This is a genomic window from Actinomycetota bacterium (assembly GCA_030682655.1).
GTDB lineage: Bacteria > Actinomycetota > Coriobacteriia > Anaerosomatales > JAUXNU01 > JAUXNU01.
The window spans coordinates 1-15453 of sequence record JAUXNU010000054.1; the positions used below are offsets into that span (position 1 = coordinate 1).

Sequence of the window (15453 nt, forward strand, 5' to 3'; positions counted from 1 at the left end):
TGGGTTTCGCCAAAGAAGGTCGCCGAGACCTGCAGGATATGTCACAAGGGATCCGAGGAGGCGTTCGTGGAGAAATCTGGCGGGCTGATCCACAAGAAGGTGGAAGCCGCCGAGGAGAATCCTCTCCGTCAGTTCCTCTCCCGAATTAGGTCGTGGCTCAGCTAAGACATAGACCGAAACGTTTGAACCCATGGGGGGTGGCGGCCGCCATTGTGCTGGCCGCCGCCTTCCTTCTTGTCGCCCCGATTCCGGGCGGCGGGCAGATTCCCGACAGCCTGGATCTGACCGGCGACGTGGAGGCGCTCAACTGCGCGCCGTGCCACATACAGATAGCGGAGTCGCGCAAGCCCGGGCTCATATTCTCACACGGTATGCACCTCGTTGTGAGCTGCACCGCGTGCCACTACAAGCCGGCCCACGAGGCCGGCAAGACCTACTCTCCGCCCATGGAGTCTTGCTTCAACTGTCACGGCATCTCGCACGGTCCCCAGGGCGACATCGCCGCGGCGGAATGCTCTGCGTGCCATTCGCCGTCGTTCAAGTTGCGGCCCCGAACCCACATCAAGACCTGGGCCAAGGCGCCACACGCCGAACGCGCCAAGAACGACACGAACCAGTGCATGATGTGTCACGACGCGCCCAAGGATTGCGACGAGTGCCACAGACAGGAGAAGGTGGACGTCGGGCCGATGCCGGCGACGTTCCTCGGGACGATCCCGGTGGACCTCGACCGGCCGGCGGTCATCGTCTATCCGACCCAGCCGACCTCGATGGGGCAGTGCATGTACTGCCATCCGGACATCGATGACTTCCTGCCGGGCAGGGTCATCTTCGCCCACGCGGATCACCTCAAGCGCAACTACCAGTGCACCGTGTGCCACCCGAAGTTCGGGCACGGCACGGGCACAAAGAGCATCCGCAGACCGGACATGCTGTCGTGCTACCGCTGTCACGGGCTCACTCACGCGTCGGCGGGAGTAGTCGCTACGGAGGACTGCTACGCGTGTCACCCCAGGGACTTCGAGCTCATGCCGGACGACCACACCAAGAAGTTCCAGGTCGGTGACCACAAGAAGCGGGCGAACAAAGAACCCGAGTACTGCGCGATGTGCCACAAGCCCGGCTTCTGCGTCGAGTGCCACATGGGACGGCGCAAGAGCGGTCCGGGCTCGAAGAAGGTCATTCCTGTCGAGCACAAGAAGGCCGCGTGGCTCAGCGGACATGGTGGGCTCTACCTGGCCCAGGAGGGTGCTTGCGGCTCCTGCCACGACTCGCCGTCGTGCAAGCTCTGCCACAAGACGGTCATGCCGCACCCCGCGGACTGGCTGAAAAACCACAAACCCTCCACAGACGTGGGCCGCGAAGACTGTAATGTATGTCACACGGACCGCAGTTCTTGTCAGAGCTGCCACCACGCCAAGGTCGCGAAGCTAGAGCTGATTCCCGAGAACTGCGTAGACTGTCACGAAGAGATGAAGACGGAGCCTCCCACCAAGATCAAGAACACCGGCCTGGCCGAGCACGCTGTACACTTTGATGTCGTGGAGCGTGTCGGCAGGCCCTACGTGTGCGACGATTGCCACATCGGGTTCTCGACGGCACACGTGTTGCAGCCCTCGTCGCCGACGCAGGTTCACGACCTGAGGCTGTGCTACGACTGTCACGGGAATCTTGACGTGCGCAAGCTGCAGATAGCGCCGTGGCCGGGCTCCGAGTTGTGCCGACGCTGTCACACAGACATGAGGATCTGATGGCCGGAACTGCAAAGGAAGGCAGGAGCGTGCGAACCCCCGTTCAGAGTTCCAAGTATCTTGACATCGCGATCAAGGTCGCCGTTGCGATGCTGGTTGCCGCCCTGGTGTTCCTGGTCTACAGCCTCACTTCCACGAAGCTACGCGATCAGCGCACCTCTCCGGCCGCCCGTGCGGCGCAGAACCTGATCGAGGCGGTTAACGCGGACCCGAACAACCCGGTGGCGCGGCTTCGGCTTGCCGACGCGCTCCTCGCTGCGGGCGATCAAAGGGGCGCGACGGAGCAGTACCAGGAGGTACTCCTCCTAAGCAAGGACGACCCCGGCGCTCTTGCGGGTCTGGCAACCATCGCGATGGACCAGGGAGAGTGGCGAACCGCCGAGGGCCACTGGCGAAAGATCATCGACGTGCTGAGGACCGGCCAATACGCCAACATCGACCAGCGTCTCGAGAAGGCCTACTACTACCTCGGGTCCACGCTTATGGAAGTGAAGGAGTACGAAGAGGCGGCACGCTACCTCAAGGAGGCCCTCCGGCTGCGCCCAGGCGCGTCCGATTCGCATTTCCTCCTCGGCGTGGCCTATCGCGAGATGGACTCGCCGATGAAGTACCGTGAGGAAGTCGAACTCGCACTGCAGTTCGACCCGCTCCTCCCCGAGGCGAACCTCGAGCTCGGCAAGATATTGCTGGCCGACGGCGATGTCGCTGGCGCGGCGGAGCGATTCCGGGTCTCTGCGGACCACGCGCCACCGGAACGTCCCGAACCTGCCAAGGAGCTCGCCAAGCTCGGTACCGCCGAGGAGCGGCTTGCAACCTCCGAACGGCTGCTCGGGGAAGGCAAGCGCCGCGATGCGCTCGTTGAGGCGCGGGTCGCTGCCGCCATCGATCCCGCGAACATCCGGGCCTCGAGGCTGATTGCACAGTTGCACGAGCAGCTCGGCGAGAAGGAGTTCGCGAGGGAAGCCTGGGAGCGCGTGCTTACAGTCGCTCCGGGAGACGAGGAAGCCAAAGAAGCTGTGAAACGGCTTGAAGGGAAGTCCGAGTGACCTACGACGACAGGGACCGGCGCACGGACGGCGATCCGACCATCGGACGCGGTCTGAGCGACCCCGCCGCAGAGCACGTCCCCCCCGCCTCCAACAGGCGCAAGATGGTTCTGCTTGCGATACTCCTCGCACTACTGGCTCTCGTCGGGTATTCGACCTACTACTATCTCGTGAACAGGAGACTTCCGATCCCGCGGTTGTCGCGGGGAGAGGAAGAGGTTGCTCCTCCAGAGTACCTGTACTCGATCTCGGGCCCCCGGGGCGAAGACGCTCTCACGCGACCTGTCGGTGTGGCCGTGGGGCAGAACGGGCTGGTCTACGCGACGGATACTCTCGCGCGGACGATCCGGGTCTTCACCACCCAGGGACAATACAGGTTCTCGTTCAACACAATTGAGGACGGTCTGAACTCCACTCTCGGCACTCCCGCTCACCTCGCAATCGACGCGCAGGGCAGCGTCTACGTCTCGGACAGACGCCGGAGGGCCATCTACGTCTTCGACAAGAACGGCAAGTACCTGCGCAAGATCGTCCCTGCGGGCGAGGACGCGAAGAGCTGGAGCCCGCTCGGGATGGCGTTTGACGCCGAAGGCAACCTGTATGTGACCGACGTGGGAGTTACCACCGAGCATCGCGTGATTGTCTTCGGTGGCTCGGGCACGGAGATCCTGCGTTTCGGCTCCACCGCGCAGGCCAACCAGATGGTGGACGCTCCCGGAAAGTTCTACTTCCCGAACGGTGTCGTGGTGGCGCCCGACAACAAGCTCATGGTGGGGGATAGCAACAACCGTAGGGTGCAGGTGTTCTCAACTGGCGGCCACTTCGGCTCTCTCATCCGGACGGGAGGCATCCCGCGTGGCATGGTGATCGACCCAGAGAAACGTCTCTACGTGGTCGACGCGCTCTCTCACATGGTCGACGTGTTCGACCTTGAGGGAAAACGGATCGTGAGCTTTGGCAGGGAGGGAGTGGGGCCGGGAGAGTTCCGGTACGCCAACGATATCTCTCTCGACAAGGCCGGGCACATCTACGTCTCCGACCGCGAGAACCATCAGATACAGGTCTGGGCATGGCCGCAAGAGGGCTTCGAGGTGCCGCCAACGCCCGAAACGCCGGCCCAATGGGCGCTGTGTCTCTCGCCACTCCTGCTGATACCACCGCTGTTCCTCCTGCGCCGAAAGCGCTGGGTGGTCACCGCCGACTTCATCGACGCACTTGCCGAGGAACACGCCGTGGGGACGATGCAACGCCGCCGGTGGAAGTGGGTGACCACACACACCGTGTGGGCGGCCCTGGATGGACGCGTCGCGGAAGACATCGACCTTGGCGAGCTCGTGCGTGCCGAGACCCACTCGGACTCCGACGCGCGCGATCTCGTCGAGCGGATGGGTGTCGGCTACGAGATGGCAGCACTGCTTGTTCTTGCAAAGCGGGCGAAGCGGATATGCACGCAGGACGAGCGCCTGGCCTCTCTGGCTGCGACGCTCGGAGCAACCGTGTATGATGCACACAGCTTCATGCGGAAGTACGGCGATTCACAAGCGGACAAGCCAAAGGGACGTGAGTAGAAACCGCGGGTTTCGAGCATAGTCTTTGTTGACGGGGTGGGAGTGCGGGCGTAATATCCAGGGGTCGCTTGTAACTCGCGGTTACAGCCGCAACTCAGGTTCGGAAACCAGGCGATGACACATATGGGACGACGTTCCCGAGCTGAGATACCTACAGCCTGAGGCCAGGGGATCGCAGCCGATAGGGTGCAATCGGAAACGAGAGTGCCTCCCGTTTGGAAAGGGAACGTGCGCAGGGCAGTCGGCCGGGACATCCGGCTGACGTGTTAAGCGCACGACACAGGGGGGCGCAGACAGATGAAGACCGGTTTCGGACAGGCTCACGGTATCGCCTGGCTGATATCGGTTTCTTCGTGCCTACGACTTGTGGGTACCGGGCCGGAAGGAGGCGACCGAGACCGGTGACGTCATGCGCGGACCCGAAGGTCCGCGTGCAGGCGCGGAGCCGCGAACGCGACTCCGCGACATTGAGAAGGGAAGAGGGTATGGGAAAGAGACACAGAGAAGAAGGGGAGTCCGGGCTCAGCCGGCGTGATTTTCTCAAGACCGGAGCTGCAGTAGCCGGTGCCGGAGCGGCGGGCTTCGAGTTCGCTGTAGCACCTTCAATGGCCGTCGCTGCTGAGGTCGATGAGACATATCACACTACCTGCCCGTACTGTTCCGTCAGCTGTGGACAGCTTGTCGACGTCGATGCTTCCGGCACCGTCCTCGATGTCTATGGCGACCACATGTCTCCATTCAATTCCGGCGGGTTGTGCGCGAAGGGTGCCGCCGGATATCAGCTAGTGACGAACTCGCGCCGAATAGGCTCACAGGCGGGTTCGCACCCGGTCAACCCGGCGTTCGCTTACGATGGCAATTACACAGATGGTGTCGCGTACAAGCGCACTTGCGACGCCAGCGGTGTCGACAGCGGCTGGGGCAAGATGGGCCTTACGGACGCTCTCGGCGAGATCGGGACTTCCATGGTTACCGCACGCGGTGCTGTGAACGCAGCCAACGGCTACAACAGCAAGTCCGTGGCATTCTTCGGCTCGTCGCACATGAACAACGAGCAGAACTACGCGTACCGCCGCCTGATCGCTCAGTTCGGAACCTCGAACGTCGAGCATCAGGCCCGTATTTGACACTCGTCCACGGTGGCCGGTCTGGCCGCCGCATTCGGACGAGGCGCCATGACGAACAACTGGACCGACCTCGGCAACTCGTCGCTCTTCGTGGTCATGGGCGCCAACCCGGTGGAGAATCACCCGGCGAGCATGGCGCACATCAACAAGGCACGCGGCAAGGGCGCGAAGCTCATCGTCATCGACCCGCGCAAGACCCGCACCGCGCTTCAGGCCGATCGCTTTATCCGTATCCGCCCCGGCACCGACATCGCCTTCATCAACGGCGTAGTGCGCGGGATCATCGCGGACATGGAAGCGCGCCCGAGTGACGGTCCGGACGGGGTTCGAGACCAGTTCTACAAGTTCCTGGACCAGACGGGCAGCGGCACGTTCTTCACCGACGGTGACGATGCGACGGGGAGCACTAGCACGGCGGTTCCTGGCAACTCGAAGTACTCCGATGCCCGTTTCATCTTGAACGGCGCTGGCACGGATTACGAGCGCGAGACTATCGTCGCAGCCACCGGATTTCCGGCCGTTGGCGGAGAGTCCGCCAACACGATCATCTCGAACTTCCCGAAGAAGGCTGCAAACGTCTTCGGCAATGTGAACACGGTGTACAACCGGCTCAAGGCGCACGTCGCACCATATGACACTGCGACGGTCGCGGATATCTGTGGCTGCACTGAGGCGGACATCGCGTACGTCATCGACGCCTACATTCAGAATGGCCGTTGTTCGAGCGTCGGCGACACTCTCTCCTCACAGGATCCGCTCGCGACGGGCTACAAGTGCACCACGATGCTGTACGCGATGGGTCTCACGCAGCACACGCACGGCGCCCAGAACGTCAAGTCGTTCACGGTCCTTCAAACCCTTATGGGCAACATGGGACGTGCCGGCGGAGGCATCAACGCGCTGCGCGGTATCCACAACGTTCAGGGTTCGACGGACATGGGCAACCTGTACCATCTGATTCCGTTCTACTCGGGCAACCCGTCGACCATGACCTTGGCCGACCCCGACGCGTTCGGCAAGTACATGAACACCCTGTGGGGTGTGCCCGTGAGTGGAACAGGTACCCGTACGACGATGAACAACTCCTATGATGACGCCTACAACACGGCGGCGATGGGTCTGCAGCAGCGTGGTTTCATCAACATGACCTACAACTTCTTTGGTAGCCCCGAGTGGATGAAGGATGCGTCCGGCAACCTGACGACCGCCAATCGCGCGTTTACCAATGCTCTCTACGATCTGTGGCCCAAAACCAACGGTGATGATCACGTCACCATGTTCCGCAAGATGGCGACCAGCGACATCAAGGCCGCAGTCGTCTGGGGACAGAATCCTGCGGTCACCGAACCCAACCAAAGCGCGATCCGCGCCGGTCTCGAGAACCTCGACACCCTCGTGGTCGTCGACATGTTCGAGAACGAGACGGCCGCTGTGAAGCGCAAGGCCAACAGCGCGACGTACCTTCTTCCCGCGTGTTCGCACGTCGAGGAAGCCGGTAGCGTTGCAAACTCCGGTCGCGTGCTTCAGTGGCGTGAGCGTGCCACCCTTCCGAAGGGCAACAGCAAGGCGGATATCGAGCTCCTTTTCCGTATGGCGAAGGCATTCGATGATGCGGGCGCGTTCTCGCATATCACGGCCCAGTGGACCGACCAGGGCAAGGCATGGGTCAACGCCTACACCACGCTGTACGGCGAACGCTACGGCTGGACGCCCGGTGCCACAGCGTTCGAGGACGCGAGCGGCACTGCCAACATCTGGACCGGGGCCGAAACCGCGCCTCGTGCGGACGGCACGGTGCATGGCTCGGAGTGGGTCTGCGAGCAGATCTACCGCGAGTTGTGCACGCCGGCGACCGGAACGTCGTGGCTGTACACGGGTGCCTACAACACCACTCGGGGGGTCAACAAGCACCCGGGTCAGGTCGACTGGCAGACCGCCAACCGCTCCAAGAGCCGAAACAACGCCGATCCGAACTCCACGCTGGCATATCCCAGCTGGGGCTACGCGTGGCTTGTCAACCGTCGTGTCCTGTACAACAACGCCGATATCCCCGGAGATATCGGGGACTTCTACATGGGGCCGGATTCGGTCGCTCGTCTGTTCGTCAGCACCAACACGGCGACTCTCAACTACTCGCGTTGGTACCGCACGATCAACCGTCTGGCCGACAAGCCCGATGTCGCCCTTGGCGGTCCAACCGCCCAGCACATCCTACCTGGCCGCTTCCCGGCGCACACCGAGCCCTACGAGACCCCAAGGGCCGACCTGGCCGCACTCTGGGGTCGCAACACGAAGGGCACCGGTGCGTGGGACCTGCTCAAGTCCGACACGCTTGCTGCTGCGGGTCGCGTTGGCGATCTCGACGCTTCAGGATTCCCGCTCGTTCTCACGACGATCCGTTGTGTGGAGCACTTCCAAGGCGGTCCGATCACACGCAACAACCCCTGGAACGTCGAGGCGGAACCCTATCCCTGGATCGAGATCAACTCTCTCGATGCCGCGGCTGCGGGTATCGCGACAGGCGACTGGGTCAATGTGATCACTGCTCGCTCCAACAGCACGACGGACCAGGAGGGCCGGACCACCGGTGCTCCGTTCGCCGATGGCTTCCTGGCGCGGGTCGGAGTCGGTCTACAGTCCAACCAGCGAGTCGGACGCGGGGTGGTAGCAATACCCTGGCACTGGGGCGACAGAGGGCTCTCGACGGGCTCTCGCGCCAATGACCTGTGCATCGATGCGGGTGATGCGAACACCGTGATTCCCGAGTACAAGGCCTGTCTGTGCAAGATCGAGAAGGCATAAGGGGGTGGTGACGATGACAACGATGGCTGTTTTTCAGGATGTAGATAAGTGCATGCGCTGCAACGGTTGTGTTATCAGCTGCAAACGCACGTGGAAGATGAAGGCCCTGAACGTTGGCGTCCACAAGACCGCCCCCGATCAGAGGGTCATCATCAAGTCGCAGAAGCGTGTCGACATGGGTGCGTTCCTCAGGTTCAGCTGTTGGCACTGCCCTGACCCGCCCTGCGTCAAGAGGTGCCCCTTCAAGGCACTGGTGAAGGAGCCGAACGGCGCAGTATCGATCGATCCTACGCTCTGTGATCCCGACGCAACGAACCCGAAGGGCGTCAAATGCGTTCGGCAGTGTGTGTCTGACTGCCAGCGTGGAGGGTATCCCAAGGTCGGCGTAGGTAGTGACCTGTTCCCGACAGCGAAGGCGTGGAAGTGCACTCTGTGCAACGGTCGCGCCGGAAGAAACACCGATCTCGACGCAGCGTACGGAGAGCCTCTTCCGACGCGGGCGACGCCAGGCGAGATCGGTACAGTCCCTGAGAAGGCCCACGAGCCGAGTTGCGTGTATTCGTGCCCGGCGAAGGCCATGACCTGGGACACCAAGGCGAAGATCCTCACGAAGATCACCGATGAGGGCTATGTTTCCTACCAGGGTGATGGCAGCATGTTCTGGGCGAGCAAGAAGTACATCCTTGCCGGTCCGAAGGCCGATCCGTTCATCGAGGATCACGTGACGCCGTTCATCTCAAGCGTACTGCGCGAATCGGTGGACAACGCCGTGCTTGTGCCGACGCTTGTCGCGGGAGGCGTGCTCGCCGTGATTCTTCGCAGGATGCAGCTGGCCGATGATGCAATGCTGAACGGGAAGGGGTGATCGAGATGCGGAAGCGCATGATTCTTCTTGCGGTCTTTGCCGCGATCGTCGTGATTGCCCTGACACCGTCGGTCGCTCTGGCCAACTTCTCAATCCACGGTGGATACGAGATGGATACGGATGCGTGTGCCGGATGTCACCGTGCACACACAGCCGCCAGCAGTATCACCTGGACGCGGAGTGATGGTCTGAGCGAGGGCAGCGCGCTGCTCATATCGACCGCAAGCGAGATCTATGAGTTCTGCTACACCTGCCATGACGCGGTGAGCCTGGGTGCGGATACCAACGTTGAGGAGGGCATCTACGAAGGTACGCTCTACGGTACCCAGTTCGCCCAGCTCAACGGCGGCGGTTTCGAGGCCACGCTCTATCCTGCGCAGCACATGTACACAGGTGCGACGTGGGAGATCTATGGTGGTGCGACCGTTCCGGACATCCTTGGCAATCTCAAGGACGGTCCGCAGATCGAGATGAGCTGCTCCACATGTCATGACGTGCACGGCAGCTCGAACTACCGTCTGCTCAAGGACGTCGTCAACGGCAGGTCGGTCGGTGGCTACGACGGTGCGGCTTCTGGCTATACGCCGAATGATCCGAAGCCGACGCCCTGGGTCGTGTCGACCGAGCCCGGCTATCCTTCGGGTGGCTGGCTCCTGCACGCCCCTGGTGCGGCGCAGGTGGCGGGCTACATACCGGATTACACCGAGCCGATGTACGCGAAGGCTCCTGACTTGGCTCTGCCAGCAGGTCCCGATACGGACAAGGGCATGAGCGGTTGGTGTGCGTCCTGTCACATCCAGTACATGCAGAGGTCCGGTGCGGTGCTTGACACCGATCCCGGTCTCGGTGAGACGCTTGTCGCCGACGCCCTCCTGGGCTATGACTCCAACGATGGCTTCGGCGCTGTCACGCGTCATCGCCATCCGGTCAACGTCGAGCTCAGCGTTTTTAAGGGTGTTCGTCCGCTCATCATTGGGACGAACCCTCTACCGCTGGCCCATGGGGCTGGTGACGCTAGCACTCAGGACAGCACCGACTGGATGGAGTGCTTGACCTGTCACGTCGCTCACGGTTCCAATACGACGATGACTGGTTACGCCAACGTCGCCGATACAACCGATCCTTTGCCGGATAGTGGTACGGGTGGCGTTATGCCCACGGGGAGCAATGCTCTCTTGCGCATGGACAATCGTGCTGTGTGCGAATCGTGTCACAACAAGTAGGCACCGATCACAGCATGCTGCTCGCAACAGGTACTAACGGTGGGGGCCAGGCTATGCCTGGCCCCCACCCGTCCCTTGGGACGTCAGCTGCTGCGGGCCGTGGGCCGGATGTGTGGCACCTTGCAGCCGGAATCGTGCTTCTGCTGGCTGCGGCCGGACAGTATACGGCCTCCACACTGGCCGTTGGTAGGATGCCTGCGGTCGCTGCGGGTGCTGCGGTGGCGATGGTCGGTGGTCTCGCGCTTCTTCTTGTTGAATGGAGTCCTCCCAGGGCCATTCGGATTCTCGGGCTTGGTGCCGTGCGTGCGGGTGTAGCCGGGTTCGTCGCACTCGGTGCTGTGACCTGGATGGTGCTCGCCTCGCGCCACACGGACGCTCCGTCCGGGTCGGTCGTCGCGTTCTGGACGACAGTGTTCTGGGGGTTGATCCTTGCCGCCGCACCAGCGGTGAGCATCAGCTCCTGGTTCCGTCGCATCGCCGGTGCTTTGCTCGCGCTGGCTGGCGCTTTCGGAGTGTTCGGGAACTGGGAGAGGCCGAGCTCGTTCTCACTCCTCACACGATTCCCTTGGGAGCAGTTGTCTCTCGCGGCGGCGGGTGTCGTGTGGGTGGTGTCGGTACTCGTTCTCGCGAGTGCGGCTCGTTCGCATGGCACGCGACCCGTGCTCGCCGCAGCGGGGCTCGGGGCATTCGTCGGTGGTGCCGTGATGGCGCTCGCCGCGAGCTCCAAGATGCCAACCGCATTTCTCGGGAGCGAGACGCTTCTCGTGCTCGCGGTCACGACCGCGCTCGTGCTCGTACTCACCGTGTCGCTGGTGGCTTCGGTCGGAACGGGTCTTCCCGCAGCCGCATTGCTCCTGGTACCGGTCGCCATGTCGTTGCTGACGATTGTGGAGCAAGCCACCGGCTCCTTTGGGCCGCAACCGCTGCTCGTTGTGCCTGTCGTCGCGGGTTCCATTCTGACGCTGGCCGGGGTCGTCGCTCTGCTCGCGGGCGAGCAAGTGCACAGCGGAACCGACCGCGCGCCACGGCTCGCAATCGCGCTCGCGGTCATCGCGATGGGACTGGCGGTGGTTGCACTCGTTGCGCCGGGAGTGCATGCGACCGTGCGCGCGGTGCCCGGTAGCGGCGAGGACTTCTTCGCTCGCTTCACAATGGCCGGCATCGAGACGGCGGGCGGCTGGATCGCGCTGGCAATCGTGGTGCTCGTGACTTCGTGGGCGTCGGGGCGTAGGATTGCAGGCAGGGGTCAGGCTCTCGTTGTCGCGTCTGTAGCAGCCATCTCGGCGTCGGCGTGGTTCATGCTACGATTCACGCCCCTGCATACGTGGGTGACGTGGATCCCTCCGGAGGTGCAGCAGGACTATGGGACGGAGTATGCGGGTATCGTTTTCAGAGGGGTTCCGGTGATGTGGCAAGCGCTCGCTATCGCTACAGCCTTGGTCGCGCTGCTGGTCGTGGTTCTTGCGTCCTCGCGATCTGGCATAGGACGTATTGCACAGAAGGGGACTGCCCCATGATTCGGCGCGTCTCATCGATCGTAGCGGCACTGATGCTCGTACTCATGCTCGCCTCGGCGGGGTGCTCCCGCAAGATGGTGACAGTGAGCACGGGTGAGATCGTGCTGTGCACTGAAGGCGAGATCGTCTCGGACACCACTGAAGAGATCCAGGTGCCCGAAGACGAGGTCGGCGAGCACTATGTGAAGACCAGCGTGACCACTTGCGATCGCCACACCAAACTCCCCGAACTCTACGAGAAGGCTCAGCAGGCCATCCGCGCAAAGGACTTTGCGACGGCACTTGGCCTGCTCGCGCAGGTCGTCGAGATGGACCCGACCTACCGCAAGGCTGGTCAGCAAGCCGAGGACATCAAGAAGACCAAGACCACCTCCGCCGATGGTTCCCCCGGCACGGGACCCGCTGACGGCGGGGACTCCGGGAACGGAAACACCGGCGGGCAGGACGCCGGCACCGGGGACGAACCCGTCGGACCCATCATGAGCCTGGCAGGCTATATGCCTGACAAGCTGCCTGGGTTCGTTGGACAAGGCCTTGTGGCCGACCCCTTCGTACTCACGCGGAACTACCTTCCTGCGAAGCCGGGCCCGATGAGGTTCCTTGTTATCGTTGCCGAGCAGTTCATTGACGCGAAGGCCGCTGGGGCGGAGATGAATGGTGCCATCAAGCGCGACTACCCCGAGGCGGGCAGTGCCGTCACCATTTCGGGCAAGAGCGGGTACTCCGGCGCGCGCGACGGCACGGGAATCGTTGCGTTCGTTGACGGCGCCGTCCTTGTCGCTGTCGAGGGAACATCTTCGTCCGATGACGGTCCCGGACTGAGGGCGACACTGACAGACATCGCCAAGAGCCTGATCAAGTAGGTGTATGCACAGTGATTCGTTCAACCGCATGCTCGAAGAGTGTCTGGGTGCGTGGGGCGCGCACGCTGCTTTCGGCGACTATCGCGCTCGCGGTCATGCCTTGGGGCCAGTCGATTCCTCAGGCGGCGGCGGGGCCGGTAACCAGTGCCGACCTCCGGTGCGTCACGTTCGTTGACGGCGCGCTCGGCTTCGCCGCAGGTGCCTCGGGCACGATAGTGAGGACTACCGACGGTGGACTGACATGGGGCGTCGTGCGGTCAGGCGGCACCCTGGATCTGCAGGGAATCAGCTTCGTAGATGCCCAGCACGGGTGGGCGGTGTCCAAGACCGGTGTCGTTCTTGCCACGAGCGACGGAGGGAACACATGGTCCGAGGTTTCCTCGGACCTCGGAGGCGTGTTCTTCGTGGTCGAGCAGGTCTTCGACGTTGAGTTCCTCTCGACGAGCTACGGTGTGGCCGTTGGTGGTGCGCAGGACACGCCGCCGGTCGTGTGGGAAACCTACACAGCCGGGAACGGTGACTGGAGAGACGACTTCATTGCGGGTTCGTACGAGCCGCCGCCCGAGATGCCTGCCTACCCCAAGCTCGGTCTGGGGGAGTTCTACGGCATCGACTACCCCAGCACCAGCCTGGCCTGGGCAGTTGGGCACGACCGCTACAAGGACGCGAACAAGCCCGTCATCTGGAGCTGGGACGACTCTCGTGCAGGCACCAAGTGGCTGAAACAGACCTACACGGGCACCGGTCCGCTGTACGACGTGTCGTTTGAGAGCTCCACGACCGGCGTCGCGGTGGGCTCAGTTGGCAAGATCGCCCGTACGGTCAATAGCGGAACCACATGGACACCCATCACGGGGCCGGTCTCCGGTGACTTGTCCGGAGTCTCGCTGGTCAGCGGTGGCACTGGCTGGGCGGTCGGGGCATCGGGTGCCATCATCAAGACGGTCGATTCCGGTCTGAACTGGTCCGCGCAGACCTCAGGCGCCTCGGCGTACCTGGAATCGGTCTCGGCGCTCTCCGCCACGCGTGCCGTGGCGGTCGGCCGCTCGGGGACGATTCTCTTCACGACCAACGGCACCACATGGCAGGCCGCCTCGGCGATCGGCGGCGCTCCGGTTATGACCGGTCTGTCGTCCCCGACGCACCCGTCTTCCGACGTCTGGTACCCATCGCTGTCGGGCACGGTCCAGTGGACAGCGAGTGGCAGCGGGATCGTCGGCTACGGCTACGTCTTCGATCAGAGTCCCTCCACCGCTCCGTCGGTGGTGACTACCACCGACACGAGCGCTCCATTCACGGCGACATCCAGCGGTGTGTGGTATGCGCACGTGGCTGCCAAGGACGACGCGAACAGGTGGAGCGCTCCTCGGCATCTCACCGTCCGTGTGGACGCGCTTGTACCCACCGTGTCCTCGAATGCGAATGAGTCTGTCCCGTACGTGGGGACGGCCTCTGTGGCAATCACCGGAGCGGATACGGGTGGATCAGGGGTCACCGCGATCAAGTACCGCTGGAACGTCGGCACGACCGTGACGGTCTCCGCGGCTACAGCGGTCGCGTCGAGGGCCGTTGCGGGCGCGGCCTCGCTCGAGTACTGGGCATTCGACCGTGCCGGCAATGAGTCGGCACACGCGACCAAGACGATCATGATCGAGGCGCCGACAACTCCCGAGACGGAGCGCGTCTCCTCGGCGACCAGGTACTCGACAGCCGTCGAGATCGCACGGACCGGATTCGACGACGGCAGCCGTAGCTGGCCCGGCGTCAGCCATGTGATCATCGCGAGCGGGGACGATCGGGCAGCTGCCGATCCGCTGGCGGCTTCGGGTCTGTGCTGGGCATATGACGCCCCGCTGTTCCTCGTGAGCGTGCGATCGACGCCGGCGGAGGTCATTTCTGCGATTCGGGAGATAGCGCTTGCCCGGACCGGGAAGGTGACGCTGCACGTGGTCGGCGGGCCCATCTCCGTGCCTGACGCACGGATTTCGGACATCCTTGCCAAGGTCGGGCCATCCGAGTTCAACGCCACCGATCGCGTGCTGTCCACAGGCGGGCGGTACGATCTTGCTCGTGCGATCGCTCTCGACGTGAAGGCCGAATGGCAACGACGCAACGGCGCGGGGACATCTCCCGACACCGTTCTGCTCGCGAACGGCGCAGACCCGGCGAAGTTCTTCGACGCGCTGGCTCTGTCACCGATAGCGGCCAGGAATGGCTACCCGATCCTTCTCGTGAGCGCGAACGGTGTGCCGTCCGCGACCTCCTCGGCGATCTCGGCTCTAGCGCCGACCACGAAGATCGTCGGCGGAGGGGTCAACACAGTGTCCGAGGCAGTTCGCAGGCAACTCGGAGCGGTGCGTTGGGCAGGTCAGACCCGGTACTCGACGGCGACTACGATCGCAAGCAAGGCCATCGACGAGAAAGGGTGGCTCACGTCCGGTACCGTCGGAGTGGCTGCGCGATTGCCTGACGCTCTCACCGGCGGCAGTATGGTCGGGCGTGCAGGGGGAGTCTTGCTTCTCACGCAAAGCGACCAGTTGTCCTCGGACACGAGGGAATGGCTGAAGCAGCGCAAGAGCGGCATCGGAGCATGCTACGTGCTCGGTGGAACGGACTCCGTTCGCCCCTCGGTGATGACGGCGGTACAGAGTGCGATAAAGTAGCATGTCGATGACACCGTTGAAGTGAGAT

At 63.1% G+C, this 15453-nt stretch carries 10 protein-coding genes and 1 riboswitch; all 10 genes read left to right on the forward strand.

Going from position 1 to position 15453, the window contains the following annotated elements:
* Positions 1 to 197 precede the first annotated feature (197 nt).
* The 10 genes from Q8K99_03025 to Q8K99_03070 all read left to right on the forward strand — a co-directional run bounded on the left by Q8K99_03025 (position 198) and on the right by Q8K99_03070 (position 15425).
* The gene (locus tag Q8K99_03025) at positions 198 to 1751 is read left to right on the forward strand and encodes a cytochrome c3 family protein (protein MDP2181525.1); all 1554 of its coding nucleotides are present in this window, start codon (positions 198 to 200) and stop codon (positions 1749 to 1751) included.
* On the forward strand, positions 1751 to 2797 hold the full coding sequence (locus Q8K99_03030) for a tetratricopeptide repeat protein (GenBank protein MDP2181526.1): 1047 nt from the start codon (positions 1751 to 1753) through the stop codon (positions 2795 to 2797). The genes Q8K99_03025 and Q8K99_03030 overlap by 1 nt, the downstream gene beginning before the upstream one ends.
* Complete coding sequence (locus Q8K99_03035) at positions 2794 to 4365, forward strand: 6-bladed beta-propeller (GenBank protein MDP2181527.1); 1572 nt, start codon at positions 2794 to 2796, stop codon at positions 4363 to 4365. Before Q8K99_03030 ends, Q8K99_03035 begins: the two co-directional genes overlap by 4 nt.
* Positions 4366 to 4488: 123 nt before the next feature.
* A riboswitch (molybdenum cofactor riboswitch) is annotated at positions 4489 to 4607 on the forward strand.
* Between the two features lie 243 nt (positions 4608 to 4850).
* Entirely contained in the window at positions 4851 to 5492 is a 642-nt protein-coding gene (locus tag Q8K99_03040; GenBank protein ID MDP2181528.1) for a twin-arginine translocation signal domain-containing protein, read from the forward strand.
* A 48-nt stretch (positions 5493 to 5540) separates the two neighbouring features.
* Positions 5541 to 8294, forward strand: a complete 2754-nt coding sequence (locus Q8K99_03045; GenBank protein ID MDP2181529.1) for a molybdopterin-dependent oxidoreductase — start codon at positions 5541 to 5543, stop codon at positions 8292 to 8294.
* Positions 8295 to 8346: 52 nt separating this feature from the next.
* Positions 8347 to 9159 carry a hypothetical protein gene (locus Q8K99_03050; protein MDP2181530.1) on the forward strand — a complete coding sequence of 271 codons (813 nt, stop codon included), beginning with the start codon at positions 8347 to 8349 and terminating at the stop codon, positions 9157 to 9159.
* Between the two features lie 5 nt (positions 9160 to 9164).
* Complete coding sequence (locus tag Q8K99_03055; protein MDP2181531.1) at positions 9165 to 10382, forward strand: cytochrome c3 family protein; 1218 nt, start codon at positions 9165 to 9167, stop codon at positions 10380 to 10382.
* A 53-nt stretch (positions 10383 to 10435) separates the two neighbouring features.
* Complete coding sequence (locus Q8K99_03060; protein MDP2181532.1) at positions 10436 to 11899, forward strand: hypothetical protein; 1464 nt, start codon at positions 10436 to 10438, stop codon at positions 11897 to 11899.
* Positions 11896 to 12762 carry a hypothetical protein gene (locus Q8K99_03065; protein ID MDP2181533.1) on the forward strand — a complete coding sequence of 289 codons (867 nt, stop codon included), beginning with the start codon at positions 11896 to 11898 and terminating at the stop codon, positions 12760 to 12762. The genes Q8K99_03060 and Q8K99_03065 overlap by 4 nt, the downstream gene beginning before the upstream one ends.
* 47 nt (positions 12763 to 12809) lie before the next feature.
* On the forward strand, positions 12810 to 15425 hold the full coding sequence (locus Q8K99_03070) for a cell wall-binding repeat-containing protein (protein MDP2181534.1): 2616 nt from the start codon (positions 12810 to 12812) through the stop codon (positions 15423 to 15425).
* The last annotated feature ends 28 nt before the right edge of the window (positions 15426 to 15453 follow it).